The following is a 21,122-nucleotide window of genomic DNA, read 5'->3' on the forward strand; positions in this document are numbered from 1 at the left end:
GGGAATCTTATTTTCCGTTAGCCAATGTTGGCCTGATTTCTGACCGCATTTTCTCGCGCAGCCAGTACGCGTTCTACGGTATCGACAACCGCCTGCGTTTGCGGATCGATCTCGATATTCACACGCTCACCCAGTTTTTTTCTGCCAAGCGTAGTACGTTCCAGCGTTTCCGGAATGAGATGCACGCAGAAGCGCGTTGGCGTTACCTCGCCGACAGTCAAACTGATGCCGTCGACGCCGATAAAGCCTTTGTACAGGATATACTTCATCAGGGACGCATCCTGCACTTTAAACCACACCTGATGGTTATTTTCGGAGGTCAGGATTTTCGCGATCTCCGCCGTCGTAATAATATGCCCCGACATCAGATGTCCACCGATTTCATCGCTGAATTTGGCGGCGCGCTCTACGTTGACCTCATCACCTACCCTCAACGCGCCCAGATTGGTGATGCGCAACGTTTCTTTCATCAGATCAAAGCTTATCTGGTTGCCGTTTATTTCAGTCACCGTCAAACAGCATCCGTTATGCGCTACCGACGCCCCCGTCTCCAGCCCCTCCAGCATGTAGTCCGGTAACGTCACCACATGGGTGCGAAAGTTGGGTTTTTCATCAATCGATACCAGTTTCGCGGTACCCTGTACGATCCCCGTAAACATATCTTCAACTCCTGAAATAAATAAAAGCAGAACTGTTCAGCACAATAGCAGGTGGAAAAACAGCTTGCCAGCAATGCGCCGTTAACAACTGTTTTTTCGCTGGAGAAATAGTAATACCCCGCTACAATAGACTGAAATTTCCCCTGCTATTTCTTTTGGCTGCCACTACGGCGGCTTTTTAGTCTTTCATATAACAACAAAATAAAAGGTGAATACGTGCAGAAGTATACCAGTGAAGCGCGTCAGTTATTAGCGTTAGCGATACCGGTGATCCTTGCGCAAGTGGCACAGACCGCAATGGGATTCGTCGATACCGTCATGGCGGGAGGCTATAGCGCTACGGACATGGCTGCCGTCGCTATCGGCACCTCTATCTGGCTTCCCGCCATTTTGTTTGGTCACGGCTTACTGCTGGCCTTGACGCCTGTGATTGCGCAACTCAATGGCTCCGGCCGTCGTGAGCGTATCGCGCATCAGGTTCGACAAGGGTTCTGGCTGGCGGGCTTTGTCTCCGTGCTGGTGATGATCGTCCTGTGGAATGCCGGATACATTATCCGCTCTATGCATAATATTGATCCGGCGCTGGCCGATAAAGCCGTGGGTTATCTTCGCGCGCTGCTGTGGGGCGCGCCAGGATACCTTTTCTTTCAGGTAGCGCGAAACCAGTGCGAAGGTCTGGCCAAAACCAAACCGGGTATGGTGATGGGATTTTTGGGCCTGCTGGTGAATATTCCGGTGAACTATATTTTTATCTATGGCCATTTTGGTATGCCGGAACTCGGCGGTATCGGCTGCGGCGTTGCGACTGCGGCGGTCTATTGGGTGATGTTTATCGCCATGCTTTCTTACATTAAACACGCGCGTTCAATGCGTGATATTCGTAATGAAAAAGGCTTTGGCAAACCTGATAGCGTCGTCATGAAGCGCCTGATTCAACTGGGGTTGCCGATTGCGCTGGCGCTGTTCTTTGAAGTGACGTTGTTTGCGGTCGTTGCGCTGCTGGTTTCGCCATTAGGTATTGTGGATGTCGCGGGCCATCAGATTGCGCTTAACTTTAGCTCGCTGATGTTCGTACTGCCGATGTCGCTGGCTGCGGCGGTAACAATTCGAGTGGGTTATCGTCTGGGCCAGGGCTCAACGCTGGATGCGCAAACCGCAGCGCGTACCGGTTTAGGCGTCGGCATTTGTATGGCTGTGGTTACCGCGATCTTTACCGTGACTCTGCGTAAGCATATTGCTTTGCTCTACAATGACAACCCCGAGGTCGTGGCGCTTGCCGCACAATTAATGCTGCTCGCTGCGGTTTACCAGATTTCCGACTCTATACAGGTTATCGGCAGCGGTATTCTGCGCGGTTATAAAGATACGCGTTCCATCTTTTTTATCACCTTTACCGCCTACTGGGTGTTAGGTTTACCCAGCGGTTATATCCTGGCGTTAACGGATCTGGTGGTGGATCGTATGGGACCGGCAGGCTTCTGGATGGGGTTCATCATCGGCCTGACCTCGGCGGCGGTGTTAATGATGCTACGGATGCGCTATCTACAACGTCAGCCGTCCGCCATCATTTTGCAGCGCGCTGCGCGATAATACGACGATAGCCGTCGCATGGCGGCTATTTTCTCGACATGTTGCATATTTCCACCGCAATCAGGTGATTTCAGGAAGAAAATTGCGATTTCCCTCTTGCCTCATTGCAGTTGTGACGCTAATATTCGTCCCCGTTGTCACCTACAACGTTGCGTTCATAGCTCAGTTGGTTAGAGCACCACCTTGACATGGTGGGGGTCGTTGGTTCGAGTCCAATTGAACGCACCATCATTTTAATGCGTCTGTAGCTCAGTTGGTTAGAGCACCACCTTGACATGGTGGGGGTCGATGGTTCGAGTCCATTCAGACGCACCAATCCATTATCTTGTTTAATTTTAAAATACGCTATCTGGTGCTTGTGCCAGGCTAAAAGCGATTATTTTCAGTCTCTCATCTTTATCGTCAAGCGCTGCTCTATACTGTATTACCCCTCTTAACCTTCGCAGTGGCCTGAAGAAGCATACCAAAGGCATTTATGGTGTTTCGGTAGAATGCGCATAATCTATCTTCATCACCATACGTAACAAGGCTGCAACGGGTTCAAATAACGTTTCAGGAATTTTATCTCCGCGTTCCACTTCAAAAAATAATGAGCGGGCCAGCTCAACATTTTCAACAACGGGGATGCAGTTGCGTTCAGCGATGTTAACGATATAGTTAGCTTGAGCATCACTGCCTTTTTCCAGAACGCGTGGTATTGGCATATCGGTGGGATGATAGCCGAGACAAACCGCAATATGCGTTGGATTACGCACTACCGCAACAGATTGTTTAACAGATTGAGCTAAACTCCCACTCTGTATTTCACTCTGCATTTCCCGACGCCGTGTCTTCATTTGAGGATCGCCCTCCAGATCTTTATGCTCCTGTTTTACGTCATCTTTACTCATTTTTAGATCTTTTCTAATCTTATAATATTGAAAAGAATAGTCCAGTATGCCAACGACGATATAAAAAGCCATTACCCCTACCCATAACCATTTTATTAAAGAAGAAACCACAAGCAGACCACAGACTAACCCACAGTACGGTAGCGCCCGAAAAGTACTGGCATAATAATAAAAGAAAAAGGCAAAGATAAGAGATAACATGATAACTTTCAGGCTGGATTTACATAATTCTACTACGCTATGTAAAGAGAATATCTGCTTAAAATTACTTACCGGATTTATGTGCTCGCTTTTAAAACCAATGGCCTTGCTGGCAATAACCACCCCCACCTGAAGAAACACGCTACCCACAGTAGCAACTATTACCCCAGCGCCCAGAAACAGCAGTGCAGAAGTCAATGACTCTATTAAAGCATGACTCAATTGCGTTAATGCATAAGAAAATGGTTTATTTACTAATTGTAATGTGAAAGTTATTGACTCAATCAGTATCAAAATCATCTTTTCAGTAAAGAAATGAAAATACAAATAAAGCGCAATCAGCTGAAATAATGATGTTATTTCGATACTTTTGACGACCTGCCCTTCCTTACGACCATCACGTAATTTCTTTTCTGTAGGCTGTTCTGTTTTCTCGCTCATACAGATGGGAACCAGTCTTTCAGATAAATATAAAACTTATCACTTTCAACCAAATAGTGATGAAGAGCATAAGGGAATGAGATCAGGAGCGTGAGTAGAACTAATATACTTTTGAGCGGCATTGAGAAGAAAAACACATTCAATTGTTGTGCCGACCGATTTAAAAGACCTAAAGCCAGATCGGCTAATACCATACATATTATGGCAGGAACAGAGAAACTGATACATAATTGATAAAGCGTTCTCCACTCTGCCTGGATATATTTTAAAAATTGCCGGTCAAATAATAAAGTACGCCCTGGTGGTAAATATTGATATGACTCATACAGAATATTTAATATAAACTCCATGCCGCCGCTTATAAAGAAAATAACACACAAAAACTGGCTGAAAAGCAAGCCAAAAAGTGAGGTTTCAGCTTCCATTGTAGAATTGAATATCGTACCCATTGTCGCGCCACGTAAAGTATCAAGCAGAAACCCCGCCATATCAACGGCCCAAAAGGGAACCGCCGCACAAAACCCAATTAAAAAACCAATAATCACCTCTCCGGTGACTAACCCTAACCAACTGTAATCTTTACCAATATGCATCATAATCTTCTGCTGGTAAATGATTGGTAATATCGGAAAGGTAAGTGACATAAGCACGCCATTACGTAAAAGTGCGGCCCCTAAACTGCCACTTTTTAATAAGGGAAGTAATAAAGAAAGGCTCAATGGTCGAATAAAAGCCACAGCCAATGAAATAAGCCACTCATTTACCTGTTGTGCCATTCAACCATGCTCTCCAATTCGTAACATTATCTGCCGGGTATAATTCAACAGGATACCGCTAAGCCATGGGTAGCTGACCATTAAGGTTATTGCAATTGCCAATAATTTAATCATGAACTGTAGCGTTTGGTCCTGTATTTGAGTCAAGGCCTGAACAAGGCTTACGATGACACCAACTACCGATGCCACCAACACTACCGGCATAGACGTAAAAAGGACGATCCATAAAAGTTGCGTTACAAATTGCGTCAATTCAGAATCATTCATGAAAAGCTCTGTACCAATTGCGCCAGTGTCAGATCCCAACCGCCTGCCAGTAAAAATATTAGCAGCTTAAACGGTAATGAAATGGTCATCGGCGACACCATCATCATCCCCATAGCCAGCAGTATATTTGAAATAAGCAGGTCAATAGCCAGAAAGGGAAGATAAATAAGTAATCCAATCCGAAATGCCTGCGTCAACTGACTCACCGTAAATGCCGGAATTAATATGAGCAAAGAATCAGGTTTTATCTTTCTTTTTATGTCTTCAGGCCAGGTTCGTTTTATCAAATTCCGAAAATAATTGGCTTCCTTTTCTTCAGAGTTTTTTTGCAAAAACTGTCGATAAGGCGCTAATGCTTTACTGTCCCACTCAGACGTCCAGAAAGGAGCGCCAGCAACCTGAACCGGATGCCAGCGCTCTTTTACAGCCAATAGCGTCGGCCCCATAATGAATAAGGAAAGTACAAGCGCAAGGCCATACAGTGCGATATTTGGGGGAACTTGTTGAATACCCAGAGCATTTCGTAAAATCGAAAATACCACCGCCAGTTTAAGGAAAGAGGTTCCCATGACGATAATGAGAGGCAGTATTGAAAGCAGAAACAATATACCAATCAGTTGCAAAGGCGAATCGGGTAAAGACATACTGTATCTCTCATGACACGACCTGGAACGCTATTATATTGTTCGCATATTATTTTTCTTATCAGGTTTACGCTGTATTTTTGGAAAGATACCAACGTGTAATACGCACCATAAATTCATTGCCACAGGCAATCAACTCACCTTGCCCAATAATACGGTCATTTACTCTTATCGTCACCTCTGGCGCAAAACATCCACCTACAGGCAAAACGTCCCCCGTTTTAAGTTGTCGTAATTGTCCAATTTCCAGACTCGCACGTCCGATCTCAAAGAGCACCTGTTGTGGTATCTGCTCAAGTTCGACTGAAGACGTTCCGTCACTCTTTGACATTGGGCTCCCTGACGCAAGTAGCGTTTCGATATCCTGGACTAATTCGTCAAATTTCATCGTGTTATCCTCTGTCAGCAACACCCTTGCGTAGATTCCCCCAGGTAGTTGAATAGCAAAAAAACCGAGTCTGATGTCGCCGAAGCAATGAATCCGAACGCCCATGCCGATTTCGATAGACTCAAGTTCAATTAATGTAAGCTGGCACCAGCCTGAATATACAGGGACTACCACAGGAGGGGCAGGATAAATCTGTTGACGCTCAGCAGAAAGCTCTCCGACTATATTGCGCAGAAAACCCGTTGGCCATGTAAAAATAATGCTATGGAACTCATGTTCTTCAACTGTCCATTTAATATGCAACGCTAGCTGATGTGGTAGATTACTGCAGGATGTTGGCGGTTCGTTCTGACAGAGGGTTGCATCACTGGCTTGCAATAACGGCGCCAGCCCCCATTCAGCTATTCCATATAGCAATTCAGGATCGATAACCGATCGATTAGCGGTACCAATTAACCCTTCACACCAGCGCTGCCAGCATTGTTCTGCAATCCACACCCTACCCAGCTCATTATGATAATGTATGGTAAATAACGTCCCTTGCTGTACTGGATATTGTTGCATACTCAATGTCAGCTCACCAATGGTAGCGCCTTGCGTTGGAAGCATCTCCATCCACGGACGCTCTTCATTCGCTATTCTTAACATAGAATATCTCCAGGGAAATTATATACCCCATATGCAGCAACTGAGACTCCAGCCACTGCTTTAGCGCTTTCATCGAATGGTAAATTTCATGATGAGGGACATTGACTCTTAACTGGATTAGCCCCCCTGATTCACATACTTCACACTCTACACCGTCAAGATAACCACCACTAACACGATAACGTTGCGTGAAAACCACGTTCTTGTTCAATGCTACAGGAGGATTATTCTCACCAATGGGTAATGCCTGGTGCATGAGTTGTTCAAAGTCCATACGTTCCGCCTCCGCCTCGTTATCATCCTGATAAGACTGGCATGGCAACCCAAGACTTCCCTCAACTTTGGTAATACGCATCGCTTAATACCATAGTAATTTTTTCTTTCTTTTTCATAAGCGCATTAAAATTCTTCTGTAATTCGCTTCGCCGGGAGACAAGCTGCTGATACTGATTCTCTAACTGCTGCCGTTGCGTCAAAAAGCTCTGCGCCTGAGTGAATAACCCGGCCATTTGTTGTTTCTTATCCAACAATAAATGACAAGATAACGTACCTTGCCAGCCCATTAATTCTTTCAGTCTGGTAGACACTGCTAAAGCGCGCGTCTGGCAAATCTGCTGTTCAGTAATAATCGCCTGTTGCTGCTGATCAAGTACGGTAAGTTTGCCGCGTAATTGCTTTTCACGCCGCGCGATTATCTCCAGCAAAGTTTCCATGATCACTCGGTGAGTATTTGGTGTAATTTTTCTATGAGTAGCTCGGGTCCGCATACTTCATCCTTACTTTGTCGCAAAAATGTGCAAATATCCGGATAGGTATCAATGGCTTTGTCAGTATCTGTATCAACTCCTCGCTGGTATTCCCCAATGCGTATTAATAGTTCAACCTCCTGGTAAAGCGCCAGGCACCGTCGCAATATCGCCGCCAGTTGACGATGCTCATGGCTGGTAACGACTGGAAAAACGCGGCTGAGCGTTGCCAACACGTCAATGGCAGGATAATGCCCCCTCTCTGCAAGCCGTCGGGATAGCACAATATGTCCGTCAAGCAGTGAACGGACTTCATCCGCCAACGGCTCATTCATATCATCGCCTTCCACCAGTACCGTATAAAATGCGGTAATACTGCCTTTTTCTCCCATTCCTGTACGTTCTAAAAGTCGTGGCAATGCACTAAATACGCCTGGCGGATATTCTCCAGAAACTGCGGTCTCTCCGGCGGCCAGAGCGATTTCCCGCGCGGCCCTGGCATAACGCGTCAGTGAGTCGGCAAGCAAGACGACTCGCTTTCCATTATCGCGAAAAAATTCTGCTATCGTGGTGGCCACAAACAGCGCCCTCACGCGCTCTAAGGCGGGTCTGTCAGAGGTTGCGACAACAATGACACAACGTTTTCGGGTCTCTTCAGACAGTGTAAAATCGATGAACTCGCGGACTTCTCGTCCACGTTCACCAATTAACACCAGAACATTGCAGTCTGCGTCTGGCGCATTACACAGCATCGCCAGAAGCGTGCTTTTCCCCACGCCAGGAGCAGAAAAAATACCCACTCGTTGCCCTTCACCACAGGTCGCAACGCTATCAATAGCGCGAATCCCCGTCATTAATGGTTGAGTGATAGGCTGTCGAACCATTGCGGGAGGAGGCATTGCATCATAGTCTTTCCAGCAGACGTCGGGCAGTTCGCGGCCATCAAGGGGACGACCAAAGCCATCAATGACTCGCCCTAATAACGCTTCGCCCACGGGAACCTGATGGCGTCGCCTTAAGGCCATCACTTGCTGCCCGCAGTGAAGTCCGATAGTACTCGTAAAAGGAGATAGCAAAGCTTTGTTGCCATTAATCCCCACGACTTCAGCAAGTTCTTCTCCAGGCTTTATACAGCACAACTCGCCCATAAATACCCCAGGCAACCACGCATTTAACAACGTTGCGCTGACATCCTGAATTCGGCCCCATCGACAATAACCATCGGGGGGCGGATATTTCATCCTCAGACGTTGCATCAATTCATTCTTCATTGTCCGCCAACTCCTCTTCGCTAAGGTCAATACTTTCTACCACTTGTATAAGGCTCTCCTCTCCTAATTCCTGCCATGACAAAATCGGTACGTCGAACAAGGTGGCTTCTGTAATTTTTCGCAAGAAACGTCGGGTGTCGACAGAAGTGACAATGAATAATTTGGTTGACTGCTTCAGCGCCTGCTCGATAAGTTGCAGAATCTGCGTCTTATGACGAGACGACAGCGCAGTATAGGTCCCCATTGCCGTCTGGCGAATGGATTCACGCACGAGGTTCTCAATACCTTCGCCGATCCGCAAAATCGGCAGCGGTTTTCCTTCCGGATTAAGACGACGCAGAATATGACGGCGAAGCGCGATACGGACATATTCTGTCAACATCAGGACATCTTTTTCACGTGGCGCCCAGTCAATTAAGGTGCCGAAAATAAGACGTAAATCTCTAATAGAAACCCGTTCTGATACAAGCCGCTGCAAAGTTTCAGCGATTTTATTAATGGGTAACTGGCGCTGAAGCTCTTTCACCAGCTCAGAGTAGTTTTTTTCCATCGCATTCATTAGATAACGCGTTTCCTGAACACCAATAAACTCTCCCATATGGCGAAGCAGGACACATTTTAATAAGGCAGAGATACGTTGGCTGCCCGCGAAAACGTCCAGTCCAAAACCTTGCGCCTTATGGGCCATCTCTTTTGTAAGCCAACAGATCTGCCCCATCCCGTTCGGTAACGTCTGGCTGTCACCCACCACACTAGCGTCCGCGCCTATCAATAAATAATCCGCCTGGGCGGGGATAGATAAACTAAATACGGGTTCCTGATATAGCAGTACCGTCAATTTTTCGGTGGGTTCAGGCAAAACTTCAATATTCACCTCAGGGAGAGGGACGCCGGTATCCTCAAATAAAAACCATCTCATGGCGTCAATATCACGAATCAGGTCGGCAGAATGTAACGTCGGGGTAAGACGTAAGATTAGAGGACATGCGCCGGGAACCATACTATCTTTTTCCGGTGCTTCGACGCCATTTGCGGAAACCACAGACTTTTTGCGGCGAATGAGGATAATTGGCAATGCTAACAACGCTGAAAAGAAAGCGAGAGTGATAAAAGGAAAGCCAGGAATTAAAGCGAGGAGCATTAAAACAACAGCGGTTAATATGAGCGACTGAGGTTGTCTGGCAATTTGAGAACTCAACTCTGTCGCCAGGTTCTGGCGTTTCTCACCCGGAACACGGGTGACAATAATTCCCGCGCTAAGGGAAATCAGCAGCGATGGAATTTGCCCACATAAACCATCTCCGATTGACAGTACGCTATAAGTGTGAACAGCCTCACTCATCGACATATCATATTGCACGATAGCGATAATGATACCGCCGATAATGTTCACCAGAACAACAATAATACCGGCAATCGTATCGCCTTTAACGAATTTCATCGCACCGTCCATCGCACCGAGAAAGCGGCTTTCCTGCTGGACGTGCTGTCTTAATGTACGGGCATGGTCTGCATCGATAACTCCGGCACGCAAATCGCCATCGATACTCATTTGTTTGCCTGGCATCCCATCAAGCGAGAAACGTGCGCTAACTTCCGCCACCCTCTCGATACCTTTTGTAATGACAATAAACTGCACGATAGTAATGATGGTAAATACGACCAACCCAACGGTGAGATTTCCTCCTACGACAAACTTACCGAAAGCATCCACAATATTACCGGCATTATGTTGTAACAGTACCAGCCGTGATGTGCTGATTGTGAGTGACAAACGATATAATGTAGTAATAAGTAATAAAGACGGAAATACCGATAAATCGAGAGGGTCACTAAGATAAATAGCAATTAAGAGCAGGATCACTGAAAACATAAGGTTGATAGTAATCAGGATATCAACCATCCAGGTCGGTAAAGGTAACAGCATCATCACAATAGCGATTAATAACACCGTCGCCAGAACCATATCCTGCCGACCCGCGCATACACTGAGCCACTGTTGCGCCCTGATTCCCTCACCTAACCATGAACGCATTGCGACTCCAGAAATTTTATTTGTCGATGATGTAATCGTAACCAGAGCTCGGCGGAGCTGGAAAGAGGAGGAGAACAGCTCATTGCAAGCCCATCGCGCAACAAAAATAATCGCTGAGGAATACCCTGGAACGCTGCAGGTTTCCAGTGAGTTAAGGCTTTAAAAAGCAGATCTTCGTCTAAGAAGGTTTGCTTGAGTATCTGACATAAGTGAATACGACCGTTATGATAGTTTAGATAGGTTTCATATTGTCCTTGCCGCCAGAACATATTGGTTGCTAAAGGCCGTTGAGCTAATCCTGCTAATTGAATAAAAAGCTGAATATTACGTTCAGTAATGAGATCCCAATCCATCCTGCCGCCTCATGATGAGCCAGAACGCCAATTTACCTAAATATTGAAAGCCAGGTATCAGAATAAAACCTGATTTACCTTTACTTCACGAAGCGTTTCGAGAATTTGTTCACGTTGATCTTCGTCGTTAAAACAGTTATCGGGTATCAGCATAAACTGCGCATCAAGTTGTTGGAGTAACCGATTGAACATCTTCGATGAAGAAACTATAGCGGTAAGTCTATCAAGCAACCAATCACTGAAAAGCCAACGCTCACAAATGATATCGAGTAGTAGCGGCAGTAATGTATTAGGCGGCAACTGGCAAATCCACTCCTCACGCTGGCACTCTTTTTCAAGGCCAAGGAATAACAACAAACGACGCAAACGTACTAATGCTGCGGCCAAACGACTTTGCTCCGAGGGTTCGATGCATATGCTAAGTTCAAAGGCTATTGCTCTTAGCAAAATACGGACCCGCTCACAGCGATCCGGCCAGTCTGCCACGCGTCTGAACCACTGCGATAAGGGCATTTCATCGTTGTCTATCGCTTGTTGCATAAAACGCTTCAGCGAGGACAGCGTAGCGGTATCCACTTCGCCAAGTTCCAGTAAACTAAAAACGGCAAGTTCCCATCCCTCCTCCGCTGTAAGCGTATCCAGTTGCGATTGCAAATCGCGTTTTTTCTTTTTTGACAACCCGCCGGCAGTAAGCGCCATTGCAAGAGCGATAATTTGATACGCATTCTGTAAATCAGGATCACTATTCTCTTCAGTAAGCGGACGCAACGTTGCCCCATTATCCTCCTGTATTTGTTTTATCAAACGCAGCAAAGCCTGCTGTCTGCGCTCCAGTTTCTCAGCATCCGTGAATTTATAACTTTCGCGCAGTTTACCACTCAGCGCCATTCCTATTTCTTCCATCGTCTCATAGAGCGCTGCCCCCGTCGTTTCCTGTAACTCCTGGAGAGCTAACATTGAAGGCGAAATAACCTCTTGTTCCTCTATAACCTGACCAGGGATAAATGCTGTAGGGGGCGTCATTTTTATCTCATTAATTTTAATATTCATCACTACCTCTTTTATCTTCACCATTACGTAACCATTTCAGTAACGCGTTGAAATGACGAGAAAGTGAAAATTCAACGGCATATCGTGTTGAGGAAAGTTCAGCCTGATCGGGAGAGAAACCAGGCTCGATAATCAACGTAAACCGCTTGCCAAAAGTTTCACGCATCAATGCCTCTTTTTCAGGATGAATACGCAAATAAAGCGCTCCTTCTTCCGCCATAGCCGTGGCCTGGCGTGCCAGACGATGGCACATAACACTGTCTACCGACTGTTGGTCGAACCAGGCCAACAAAACCTGTTCTATACTATTTTTAATATGATGCGCTGCTTGATCGACCAATGAACGAAATTGATTTTCATCTTCTTGTAAATGTTTTACATGCTGTTCCAGCCATTCCACTTCCATTTTTTCCAGCGTATTTTTACGCAACCACGCTAGTTCTTGTTGCTGCTCAACTTTCTGTTCACGCTGATAACGATAGGCGTCTCGGATGATTTTTTCAGCTTTACGGTAAGCGGAGCTCACAATAGCATGTGAAACTCTCTTAGCTTGTTGTTCTTGTGCAAATAAAGTTAATTGTAATGTTATCCACGGTGACTCAATAATATTTCGAGCGGGTAGCTTATGGTTAATTTCCGTCAGAGGAAGTGAAGTAAAACTCATAGCAAATGCTCCATGAAGATAATCTCGGTAAGAGAAGTCTTCGGCCAAAGTATACGCTGCGGAGGGGGTAATAATACTAATAGCGCATGTAAAACCGCATCGTCATGCGCTTCCCGATTAAGAATAGCGGTACCGATCTGCAATGCAGTTTGTTGCATCACTTGCGGAGGAAGTAATTTGCCATCTCTTTGCCCCAACCAACCATATAGCTGCCAGATCTCATCCTCGCTAAACCACTGTAGAAGCAATTGCCGATACTCTGGTAGCATAAAATAGTCACTACACCTGAGTTTGAATAATCCCAGCCCAAAGGCAAATGCCGATATACGCGGCGCAAGACGAACCTGCCGTTTTTGCCTGTCATTTAAACAGGCTGGAATAACAGAGCTTCCTCTTAGTCTATTTAACGCTCTGTCAAGAAGACGATCCAACTCGGGCCGATCGCCATAACGCCAGCAGTTTGAAGGATGAAAACCCAGCTTATCCAGCCATTCCGGTACAGCGTAACGAGCAGGTTGCCAGAAATAACGATAAAGTTGCAACACCTCGGGATCAGGTCGGCTCAAAAACGGCGTCTCAGGCAAAAATAGCCGATCAGGATGCCCACTCCTAATAACAGTCCTGTCAACGATAACATCAACTGATAAGGGTATTTCATCAACCACTTCTCCACCTTCCCTTTATTGGCGTTGATCACGTCCATAATCCAGAATGTTTGTCTCGCGGGTACATCAGGTACCATTCTGAATTCAGCAGGCTGCATCAAGATACTAATCTTACTGTATTGCAACCCAGGGATTGACATCTCTATTAAATCTTTAATTTTTACCCGAAAGGCCTCCATATTGACCTGAGGTGAATATTTTATAAATACGGCAACTGAGCTCGGAGAAGCGTTACTTCCCTCATCATAAGTCGGTAGCGCAATGGTCACTTTTGCATTAATCACGCCCTCCATCTGACTCAGCATTCCTTCAATTCTTTGTTCTTTTAAAAAATTAATCTTCTGCTGTTCTTCCTGGGGTGATACCACTAACTGATTAGCCGGAAACATCTTATCCGCCGTTGTAAACTGCCTATGCGGATAACCGTTAAGTCTAAGTAGCTCAACCGCATTAATAAACTGCGACTGCTCGACACGTAAGGTTACACCATCCTCTTCCTGTTTTTTTTCCGCATCAATATGATGCTGCATAAGTAATGCCAGCATTTGATTCGCCTCATCTTCTGGCAATGAGCGATAAAGATCCACATCACATGCCGTAAGAAAGAACGTAAGGACAGTAAGAAATACTATACGCTGAACCTTCATGTCATGCTATCCAGCTTATTAAGCGCTTGCGATGCTGCGCCTGATATTCTGGCAAGATAATCGACGCCTACCGTTAACTGCATATAATCCATTTGTCTGGTCAACATAACCTGCGGTAATAAAGCACTGGCGTTACTGGTGGATGCATCATCTTTCAGCAATTGTTCAAAAAAGTTAATTTGCTCCTGGCTCGGTTCTGCAGAGGACTTTACATAAGATTGAGTGCTTACAGGCACTACGCTCATATCAGAAATATTCAATTTTCAAACCCCTCATTTGGTGCAGGAAATAACAGACGCAGCGCCATAGCCTCTGGCAAATCAATATCCGATAAAATTTTCGCGGCTTTTAGCGGCTCATTTAAACCCGCCAATAATAATGCCAGACATACCAACTGTAATTTTTTATCCGGAACAATAACCGTTAGCGCTGGTAACATCGCATGTACCTGGGAAATCAGGCTATGGTTAACGCCCGCAAACATGATTTCCAGCAGCAACCGTCGAACATCGTCGCTAATAACTTCAGATTTTAGCAATGATTCCACTAAGCATATCCTTGATCATTTTGATCAGTGAACTTTCGTAATTAATAAATGTAGAATACTGCTGTAAGGCAAATTGCGCTTTAATCATCGATTCTGGGTTGAGCAAATCATTACCATTCATTTTGTCATTAATGGCCTGACCTGCCTGGTGCGCCAGGTGGGAGAGCATATCCACTAATTGTGCAATATCCATAATGCTTTTCCTTAAAATAAAAACATCGTAAGGATACTGGCAACATAGCAAAATTTAGAAAGCAATGAACATCCGGTATATACCTGAAAACGATTACTCCGGCGCACGTTGTTCTGGCGTCACCTGAGCCAGCAAACGATATAATGGGCTGCTGACCTGCATACCGGTCATTGCCATCCCATCCATACCGAAGCGAGTAAAACCCATTAGTCCGTAGGTAATATCATTAAGACGCTCTAATAAATGAGGCTGTAGTCCCAAACTACCACTCCAGTATGAATGCGTCATTACCGTCGCGGTTAAGACTAATCTACCGCCCAGGGAGACGGCTTTAGCAATCGCCATACTTTTGCGTTGATTGGCGAAACAATTAGCAATATAAAAAACGGCATTGCCTATACTGTCGTGAGCCATAGGTAAATGATGTTTATGATGGTAGATAAGACAGGCGACATCCGCGATGGCAATAGCAAGGCCAATTCCCGCCAGGGCTAAGAGCGGTGCGCCTCCACCACTTAGCACTGTTAATGCTATTCCAGCGGAACAGCATAAAATCTGTCCGCCCAAAATGACCGTTTGCCAACTAAAAATTTCTTTTGGAAAACACTCTATCACTCGTTTCGCAAGTCCGGCCAATAACCGCTCATTTCCTTGTTGAGGACCTACTCTACCACTCTCCATATTGGTTTCCGGATGTGGCAATGAGGGACATGGAGGTGATTCCTCAGGCGCGTTAACAGGACGTTGCCCTGCTACCTGAGCATTTGGGCTAACAGGTTTCATGGTTCTCCCCGAGATGTATGACCAGAACTGTCCATTAATGCAGGTGCAGTAGCAGATTGACAGAGCGATGCCATTTGTTCCGCCAATAACGCACTGGGATCGGCATAAAGTTCATCAACAGAATTTTCCTGATCGTCGCCAGAGGGGCGGGCAAGGCAATAATCCAGTACCGCACCTATCGCCGTCAGGCTAACGGAGGTAATTACACTCCCCATGTCCAAAGAGGCCGCTATATTTTCAGCGGCGGGCAGTGGAAACTGTAGTTGTATAACCAACGAAGAAATAGCGATTCCTGAACGTATTAATAATGAAAGACAATTAGCAAGGGTGTTAGCGCAGTTAAGACTTGCCCCACATTTTAAGGCCAGCGCACTGACCACAAGAGCAACGCTATCACTGGCGGTTTGTAACGGCTCCTTTTGCTGACATATCAATTGATAATTATGATACGCACAGCAAGCATCCCCAATAGCAATCACGAGCGCCGCCCCCGCAAGAATAGCAATGGGTAATCCTGCCCCGCCAGAAATTACCGCTGCAGCAACCGATAATCCAAACACGACTGTCGCGCCCAGCGCACGAATAGTGTATTGCATAAAATGTATAGCATAATCCCTCTGCTGCCTTATTTGTTCAGGCGTAAGCAGCACAGGGGCTGCGGGGGTGCCAGGGGCTGGAATTTCAGGGGGAGGAAACGATGCCTCCTTCGCTTGTATATCGGAAGGAGGACTATTACCATCGACTATATTGCTTGCCGCTGACGGAATATGAATTTTCATATTTCGTTCTGTTATTTAAGCAATAAGAGTATCAACCATTATTTGCGCATTCTGGCGAATCTCACTCCATGAGGCATCCGCATAACTCATCTTGATTGCGGTTTGAAAAGCCTCTCTCGCCAACCCGGGTTCCCCCATCATTTTGAGACAGACGCCCGTTTGGTAAACCGGTTCTGGATGGCTGGCATCCAGCATCAAGGCATGTCCATAGAAATTAATGGCCGTCGTGTATTCTTTAAGCATCATCCAGGTGCCAGCCAATGCAATATGGGCACGCCAACTCCATGGCTGGGCCATCACCAGCCAGCTAAAATCGATTACGGCGCGCGAATAATCCCCCTCCTGCCATGAGGCGTAACCACTGGCATAAACGGTTTCCGGATCAACGGATAATAGCTGTTTCAGAATGTCTTCGGGTATTTTATTTTTCTGATCTTCTTTCATCATCATACCTATTGATTGTTATTTTCACGTGATAATGATTTACGTCAGGAAGGTCATTTAAAAACGTCGCTGGATAAGATGCTCGGCGGATAAAATTGTCCAGTTATCGCCATCAAGCTGTGTAAAGGTCGCTCCCATTACTGTCAGGATGCGCAATAATTTCCTGCGTAGCATGGCTTTTTTTTCATCCAGAACGTCGGTGATTATCAACATCTTTAAACATGTTAACTGCGGGTGATGCACAAATATCCCGCGTAAAAGTCCCAGTAAGTGAAACAATTGCTGTGGTCGAGGTTGCCCGGGCGTCAGGCGCCTGAACTCACAAATAATCATTTCTTTTGCCTCAATACGATAGATCACCAGGTAAGGCGATAATATAAACTGCTGCCCAAGTAATATGGCGGTCTCCCCTAAATATGCAGGCTCAGTAAACACCTGATGCCGACGCAACCATTGCTCTATTTCTTGCACCATGTTTACCTCGTTAATGCCCGGAGTATTTCAGCAAGAACCGCGACCAGTGACGACCCCACGCCCATGATTTGTTGCATAATTTCAGCTGCTTTCTCCATAATTTCCGTCAGGGATTTATTATAGGATTGGGCCCCATTTTGTTGCAGGTCGGCAATCGCTTTATCTTGATCACTTTGACGTTGCGCTGCACCGGCCCCCAGGCCCATGACGCCTCCAGCAGTGTGGCCTACGGCTTGACCCGCTATAAGGCCGGTTTCCCCGCCTACGGCCCCTAATCCTATCGTCAGCACGCCCGACAATATTGCGCCACCCGCAGTAATCATTGATGCTCTAAACGCTTCATCAATTGTTTTCATTTGCGTCTGTAAAACATTGACCTGTAGCCCCCAGGCCAGCTGTTGTTTTACTACGTTATAGTCGCGCATGATATTGCGCAGCTTTTTGGCAAGCTCCATTAGCTTCATCCAGATATTATCAAATAACAGAAGCATTGATTCAGTACCCATTCCCTCCCCGGAGGGAGATGGAGTGGAAGAAGGCGTTAACAAGGAAGGCGCTGGTAATACCAGTGCTACGTTACTCGCTTCCATATTTTTATCCTCAGATTAAGCGCGACAGCCAGCTATTCTCGCCTGAACGCTACTATAGTGATCAATGGTATCTAATGCATCTCTAAGCGCGGCACCACTACTCTTATAAAGCTCCTCTAAGCGTTTTTGTTCTATCTTTTTTTGGTCTTCCGTTTGTTGCATTATGAAATCCAGAAACCGTTGCTGAGTTATTAATTGCTCTATTTTCTTTTCGAGCTTCGCTTTATCTGCGTTAACCATGCCAGTATTCATCTGATTGGCGCCCTCGGTTGCACATCTGATAGCCTGTAAGCCTTTAAATGAACAATCCCTCAGTAAGGCATACAGGATTTTTTTGAACATATTCCAGAGAACTTTATTACGAAAATTTTTTAACAGAAACTTTCCCCCTTCTTGCGCATATTTTTCCAGGGCTTCTTTTGCCGCTTCTTTTGCCATGGCTTTCACCCCCTCTTTCGTAAAGCTTTTTCCCGCGCTTCGCGTCATATTATTTTCTACCTTACGAGAAAACTCAGCAGACTCCTCTTCCATCTCGCCCGGCGAAACCATTTCACGCTCAATCGCCTCAAATTGTTTGGAAAAATTTTCGCTCACCTCTTCGCCAAATTTTTCAGCCAACTCCTCTATTTCTGCTTCCCCTGCACCAACCATACGCTCAACCATTTCTTCGCCTAAACTGGAGCCAAGCACTTTTTCAGCTGCGCCAGATAAGCCTCTCGTCGCCATAAAAGCACGACCAATCTGGAAAACATCCAGTGCCATCGCGACGACTTCACAACCAACTTGAATTTTACTTGCCACGTCAATAATCGCCTGACAGGTATCGTGGTCAGCACCGCACATCATTGCCGTTTCGGCTCCGGCTTTAACCATTCCTGCACAACCTGCGGCCATATAAGCTACGCCGCTAGCCATTTCTGCGGGATTACCGGACAGAAAACCCTCCACAACTTTTAAGGCGCCAATCACGGTTTCAAATATGCCGGTAATCCAGTCAAAAATAGCGCCAAAAATGCCCGCTTTACGCGCTTTATCCTCCTGCTCTATCGCTTTCTGGATCTGCTCCTGATACTCCTTTACCTGCTTATTACGTAATGCATTTTGCACCTCAGTTGCCCGCTCAAGCTGTTGGCATAACGATTGAGCGTTATTACCAAAGACGTTGAGTATTAATGTCGTCATCATCATTGATAAAACAGTGGGATTGATATGCAAAAAGTCAGGCAATGATGGACGCTTATGATTTCCGGGTACGGCATCAAGCAGTTGCTTCAACGCATTGCTTGCCTCCTGAAGACTAATTTTCCCTAATAGCAGAGACGTGGCGTTGCCATCGCCAAAAGTAGAATTCACACGATGCTGGCGCTTTCCCAGCGAACCCGAGGAAACGCAACTGACATTGCTTAAGTGATGATGTGTTAAGGCGGTTACTCCTGCGGCGCTATCGCTATTACTGTGAATTCGATTCATTTTTAGCTCCTGTCAGAAAGTTGCTGTAACATCTTTTCTGCACGCAATCGGAGGATTTGATGTTCACTGACCTCGCCGCAAATACGCACCACGGCCTTTAACGCTTTTATTGCATAACAAACGTTATCACACGCGAGGTAGCATTCCGCTGCGGCCCATGGCGCCTGCGGCGCATCAATCTTAATTTGTGCCGCGCGTCCATAAGCGTATATCGCTTCCCCCCAATGTTTTTGAGCCTGGCAGCATTCCCCTAACCGAAACCAATAGTCAAATGACCAGGCATCATATATCGTCAACAATTGAAAAAGTCGCGCTGCGCCGGCGAACTCTTTTACCTCCATAAGCTGCATGGCATAGCGATACAGCGTATTAAGCGGCTGTGTAACATCGTCATCCAACAACATACGCAGCGAGCCGCCACGCCGGAAAAACCGCATCGTGTCATGTGCCTGTTGTAGGGTCGGGTCTTTTTTCATGAGTACGTTTTCTGCGCTATCATACTGGAAATCTCCCCCCACTTACTGATAAGCCCCGTCAGTTGGGTAAGGACAGCGTTAAGCTCCTGAGACATTTTTTGAATTATTATCTGCCCCTGACTCATAAGATCGGTATTCCGGTTGGCATCGTTATCCAAAGCCGCTTTGACCGCCTGTAGACCACCTTTATCCAGCTTCCCATGATCGCCATATTTAGCCATATATTCATCAATGGTCAGACCATCGATGAGAATACCGTGTTCACGCATGTATATAATTACGTCCTCAGGCACCTCCTCTTTGGTTTTAGCATCTCCCTTGGCTGCTTTAGCAATCACCTCATCCATCTCATTTGACTTTTCCTGGGTATTTCTGGCACGTTCAGCGTTCTGCTGGACTTCAATAAATTTATCGTTTGCGATAGCCTGAATAACCATAAGGAGAATAAGCAAAACACCATACCCTTCGGCAAACGGATTTTGCTGGGATAAGTCATCCTGCCCCCCGGTATCAGTGTTACTGACGCCGAAGCTATTTTTAAACACAATAGGGTTTTGATTTCCCCATAAGATGTTTCCTGAAGACATTATGCTTTACCTTTTTGTTTTTCCTGACGGTATCTCCACCGGGGCTTGAGCATTAAGTTGTTTCAGTCGTACTTCAAGTTGTTTAAACAAACTTACTATTTTCTTTAAATCCTTCTCGGCCTCCTGGTTAACCCCGGCAACGCCTTGTGGAAATAGGTTATGAAGAATACTCTCTGTCTCTCTGCTCTTTTTGGGGCTCTCTGCCCTTTCAGCAAGCTGTTGACTCACCTTAGCCCGGATTTGGTGAAATTTTTTAAGACAGTGATTTAGCTGCATGTAACTTTGCTCTAAATCACGATATTCACTAAACGCAGCCTTTTTCTTTATCATCATTCCCCTCCATATACACGATAGATAATTAACGTGCTAACTAAGAGCCTATCCCATTAGGGCTATTTTACTTGCCATTTTGGTCCTGGGCAGTGCTCGCCAAAACGCGTTAGCGTTTTGAACGCCGCTTGCGGCGGCCCGAAGGGCGAGCGTAGCGAGTCAAACCTCACGTGCTACGTGTACGCTCCGGTTTTTGCGCGCTGTCCGTGTCCAGGCTGGCTGCGCCAATAACGCCTGGTGGGATAGGCTCTAAGATATTTTTACTTTACTCTTGCTCACTCACTACAAGTGCGCTGTTATGGTAACGATAATAAATAATGTTGATGATATTTTCGGCCTGCTCGATCGCTTCAAGCAATAAGGTGTTTTGCTGATATTGCTGCGGATCCTGTAACCTACCGTTGTTCTCTTCTAACTGTTTCCGGGCAGCCCTTAATTGTAAAATTATGCCTTTGGCCTCTTCACGCGAATGAAGCAGCAAATCTTCTAACCGGGTCAGAGTTGTCATTTTCCA

29 protein-coding genes and 2 tRNA genes are annotated in these 21,122 nt (G+C 46.0%); 3 read left to right on the forward strand and 28 right to left on the reverse strand.

The genetic code is table 11. The annotated features are described in order from the left end of the window. Positions 1-17: 17 nt before the first annotated feature. Positions 18-659 (reverse strand): riboflavin synthase, encoded by a 642-nt coding sequence (locus NA986_RS04790; protein WP_023216902.1) that lies wholly within the window; start codon positions 657-659, stop codon positions 18-20. A gap of 216 nt (positions 660-875) precedes the next feature. Between NA986_RS04790 and mdtK the strand changes: the two genes are divergently transcribed. From mdtK to NA986_RS04805, 3 genes are all read left to right on the forward strand, one after another. Further along, positions 876-2,249 (forward strand): multidrug efflux MATE transporter MdtK, encoded by a 1,374-nt coding sequence (gene mdtK / locus NA986_RS04795; protein WP_001175077.1) that lies wholly within the window; start codon positions 876-878, stop codon positions 2,247-2,249. 151 nt (positions 2,250-2,400) lie between these two features. Beyond that, positions 2,401-2,477, forward strand: a tRNA-Val gene (locus NA986_RS04800). Between the two features lie 10 nt (positions 2,478-2,487). Continuing rightward, a tRNA-Val gene (locus tag NA986_RS04805) sits at positions 2,488-2,564 on the forward strand. A gap of 158 nt (positions 2,565-2,722) precedes the next feature. Here the strand turns inward: NA986_RS04805 and ssaU are convergent. The 27 genes from ssaU to ssaE all read right to left on the reverse strand — a co-directional run bounded on the left by ssaU (position 2,723) and on the right by ssaE (position 21,116). Further along, the gene (gene ssaU, locus NA986_RS04810) at positions 2,723-3,781 is read right to left on the reverse strand and encodes an SPI-2 type III secretion system apparatus protein SsaU (RefSeq protein WP_001291718.1); all 1,059 of its coding nucleotides are present in this window, start codon (positions 3,779-3,781) and stop codon (positions 2,723-2,725) included. After that, on the reverse strand, positions 3,778-4,557 hold the full coding sequence (gene ssaT, locus NA986_RS04815; protein ID WP_023216901.1) for an SPI-2 type III secretion system apparatus protein SsaT: 780 nt from the start codon (positions 4,555-4,557) through the stop codon (positions 3,778-3,780). Before ssaT ends, ssaU begins: the two co-directional genes overlap by 4 nt. Next, on the reverse strand, positions 4,558-4,824 hold the full coding sequence (gene ssas / locus NA986_RS04820) for an SPI-2 type III secretion system apparatus protein SsaS (RefSeq protein WP_000999982.1): 267 nt from the start codon (positions 4,822-4,824) through the stop codon (positions 4,558-4,560). Continuing rightward, positions 4,821-5,468, reverse strand: a complete 648-nt coding sequence (gene ssaR / locus NA986_RS04825) for an SPI-2 type III secretion system export apparatus protein SsaR (protein WP_000056367.1) — start codon at positions 5,466-5,468, stop codon at positions 4,821-4,823. Before ssaR ends, ssas begins: the two co-directional genes overlap by 4 nt. Before the next feature lie 67 nt (positions 5,469-5,535). After that, a complete protein-coding gene (gene ssaQ, locus NA986_RS04830; protein WP_023216900.1) occupies positions 5,536-6,504 on the reverse strand; it encodes an SPI-2 type III secretion system cytoplasmic ring protein SsaQ in 969 nt (322 codons plus the stop codon). After that, on the reverse strand, positions 6,485-6,859 hold the full coding sequence (ssaP, locus tag NA986_RS04835) for an SPI-2 type III secretion system apparatus protein SsaP (protein ID WP_023216899.1): 375 nt from the start codon (positions 6,857-6,859) through the stop codon (positions 6,485-6,487). Before ssaP ends, ssaQ begins: the two co-directional genes overlap by 20 nt. Continuing rightward, a complete protein-coding gene (gene ssaO, locus NA986_RS04840) occupies positions 6,840-7,217 on the reverse strand; it encodes an SPI-2 type III secretion system apparatus protein SsaO (protein ID WP_000449089.1) in 378 nt (125 codons plus the stop codon). The genes ssaP and ssaO overlap by 20 nt, the downstream gene beginning before the upstream one ends. Positions 7,218-7,219: 2 nt before the next feature. Next, the gene (gene ssaN, locus NA986_RS04845) at positions 7,220-8,521 is read right to left on the reverse strand and encodes a SctN family type III secretion system ATPase SsaN (protein ID WP_023216898.1); all 1,302 of its coding nucleotides are present in this window, start codon (positions 8,519-8,521) and stop codon (positions 7,220-7,222) included. After that, a complete protein-coding gene (gene ssaV, locus NA986_RS04850) occupies positions 8,511-10,556 on the reverse strand; it encodes an SPI-2 type III secretion system apparatus protein SsaV (protein ID WP_020898731.1) in 2,046 nt (681 codons plus the stop codon). Before ssaV ends, ssaN begins: the two co-directional genes overlap by 11 nt. Beyond that, positions 10,541-10,909, reverse strand: a complete 369-nt coding sequence (ssaM, locus tag NA986_RS04855; protein WP_000383706.1) for an SPI-2 type III secretion system apparatus protein SsaM — start codon at positions 10,907-10,909, stop codon at positions 10,541-10,543. Before ssaM ends, ssaV begins: the two co-directional genes overlap by 16 nt. Positions 10,910-10,966: 57 nt before the next feature. After that, positions 10,967-11,983 carry an SPI-2 type III secretion system apparatus protein SsaL gene (ssaL, locus tag NA986_RS04860; protein ID WP_077949367.1) on the reverse strand — a complete coding sequence of 339 codons (1,017 nt, stop codon included), beginning with the start codon at positions 11,981-11,983 and terminating at the stop codon, positions 10,967-10,969. Then, a complete protein-coding gene (ssaK, locus tag NA986_RS04865) occupies positions 11,949-12,623 on the reverse strand; it encodes an SPI-2 type III secretion system apparatus protein SsaK (RefSeq protein ID WP_000011191.1) in 675 nt (224 codons plus the stop codon). Before ssaK ends, ssaL begins: the two co-directional genes overlap by 35 nt. Further along, positions 12,620-13,168, reverse strand: coding sequence for a type III secretion system domain-containing protein (locus tag NA986_RS04870; RefSeq protein WP_001531605.1), 549 nt, complete (start codon positions 13,166-13,168; stop codon positions 12,620-12,622). Before NA986_RS04870 ends, ssaK begins: the two co-directional genes overlap by 4 nt. 17 nt (positions 13,169-13,185) lie before the next feature. Beyond that, on the reverse strand, positions 13,186-13,935 hold the full coding sequence (gene ssaJ / locus NA986_RS04875; RefSeq protein WP_070793850.1) for an SPI-2 type III secretion system apparatus lipoprotein SsaJ: 750 nt from the start codon (positions 13,933-13,935) through the stop codon (positions 13,186-13,188). Then, positions 13,932-14,180, reverse strand: coding sequence for a SctI family type III secretion system inner rod subunit SsaI (ssaI, locus tag NA986_RS04880; protein WP_001562742.1), 249 nt, complete (start codon positions 14,178-14,180; stop codon positions 13,932-13,934). The genes ssaJ and ssaI overlap by 4 nt, the downstream gene beginning before the upstream one ends. An 11-nt stretch (positions 14,181-14,191) precedes the next feature. Then, entirely contained in the window at positions 14,192-14,482 is a 291-nt protein-coding gene (locus NA986_RS04885; RefSeq protein WP_000444713.1) for an EscG/YscG/SsaH family type III secretion system needle protein co-chaperone, read from the reverse strand. Beyond that, a complete protein-coding gene (gene ssaG, locus NA986_RS04890) occupies positions 14,460-14,675 on the reverse strand; it encodes a type III secretion system needle filament protein SsaG (protein WP_023216920.1) in 216 nt (71 codons plus the stop codon). The genes NA986_RS04885 and ssaG overlap by 23 nt, the downstream gene beginning before the upstream one ends. 93 nt (positions 14,676-14,768) lie before the next feature. Further along, entirely contained in the window at positions 14,769-15,458 is a 690-nt protein-coding gene (sseG, locus tag NA986_RS04895) for a pathogenicity island 2 effector protein SseG (protein ID WP_023216919.1), read from the reverse strand. Next, the gene (gene sseF / locus NA986_RS04900) at positions 15,455-16,237 is read right to left on the reverse strand and encodes a type III secretion systems effector SseF (RefSeq protein WP_023216918.1); all 783 of its coding nucleotides are present in this window, start codon (positions 16,235-16,237) and stop codon (positions 15,455-15,457) included. Before sseF ends, sseG begins: the two co-directional genes overlap by 4 nt. A 15-nt stretch (positions 16,238-16,252) precedes the next feature. Continuing rightward, positions 16,253-16,687, reverse strand: coding sequence for a SycD/LcrH family type III secretion system chaperone SscB (gene sscB, locus NA986_RS04905; RefSeq protein WP_000979963.1), 435 nt, complete (start codon positions 16,685-16,687; stop codon positions 16,253-16,255). Between the two features lie 51 nt (positions 16,688-16,738). Next, positions 16,739-17,155, reverse strand: a complete 417-nt coding sequence (gene sseE, locus NA986_RS04910; RefSeq protein ID WP_000249605.1) for an LcrR family type III secretion system chaperone SseE — start codon at positions 17,153-17,155, stop codon at positions 16,739-16,741. Between the two features lie 2 nt (positions 17,156-17,157). Next, positions 17,158-17,745, reverse strand: a complete 588-nt coding sequence (gene sseD, locus NA986_RS04915) for an SPI-2 type III secretion system translocon protein SseD (protein ID WP_023216917.1) — start codon at positions 17,743-17,745, stop codon at positions 17,158-17,160. Between the two features lie 15 nt (positions 17,746-17,760). Continuing rightward, positions 17,761-19,215, reverse strand: a complete 1,455-nt coding sequence (locus NA986_RS04920) for a type III secretion system translocon protein (RefSeq protein WP_198889109.1) — start codon at positions 19,213-19,215, stop codon at positions 17,761-17,763. A 2-nt stretch (positions 19,216-19,217) separates the two neighbouring features. Beyond that, positions 19,218-19,691 carry a SycD/LcrH family type III secretion system chaperone SscA gene (gene sscA / locus NA986_RS04925; RefSeq protein WP_000711023.1) on the reverse strand — a complete coding sequence of 158 codons (474 nt, stop codon included), beginning with the start codon at positions 19,689-19,691 and terminating at the stop codon, positions 19,218-19,220. Continuing rightward, positions 19,688-20,278, reverse strand: a complete 591-nt coding sequence (gene sseB / locus NA986_RS04930; RefSeq protein WP_000094420.1) for an SPI-2 type III secretion system translocon protein SseB — start codon at positions 20,276-20,278, stop codon at positions 19,688-19,690. Before sseB ends, sscA begins: the two co-directional genes overlap by 4 nt. A 6-nt stretch (positions 20,279-20,284) precedes the next feature. Next, a complete protein-coding gene (gene sseA, locus NA986_RS04935; RefSeq protein ID WP_000972855.1) occupies positions 20,285-20,611 on the reverse strand; it encodes an SPI-2 type III secretion system chaperone SseA in 327 nt (108 codons plus the stop codon). Between the two features lie 262 nt (positions 20,612-20,873). Then, entirely contained in the window at positions 20,874-21,116 is a 243-nt protein-coding gene (ssaE, locus tag NA986_RS04940; RefSeq protein WP_000210204.1) for a YscE family type III secretion system co-chaperone SsaE, read from the reverse strand. Positions 21,117-21,122 lie beyond the last annotated feature (6 nt).

This window comes from Salmonella sp. NW177, from assembly GCF_051811585.1.
Classification (GTDB): domain Bacteria; phylum Pseudomonadota; class Gammaproteobacteria; order Enterobacterales; family Enterobacteriaceae; genus Salmonella; species Salmonella enterica.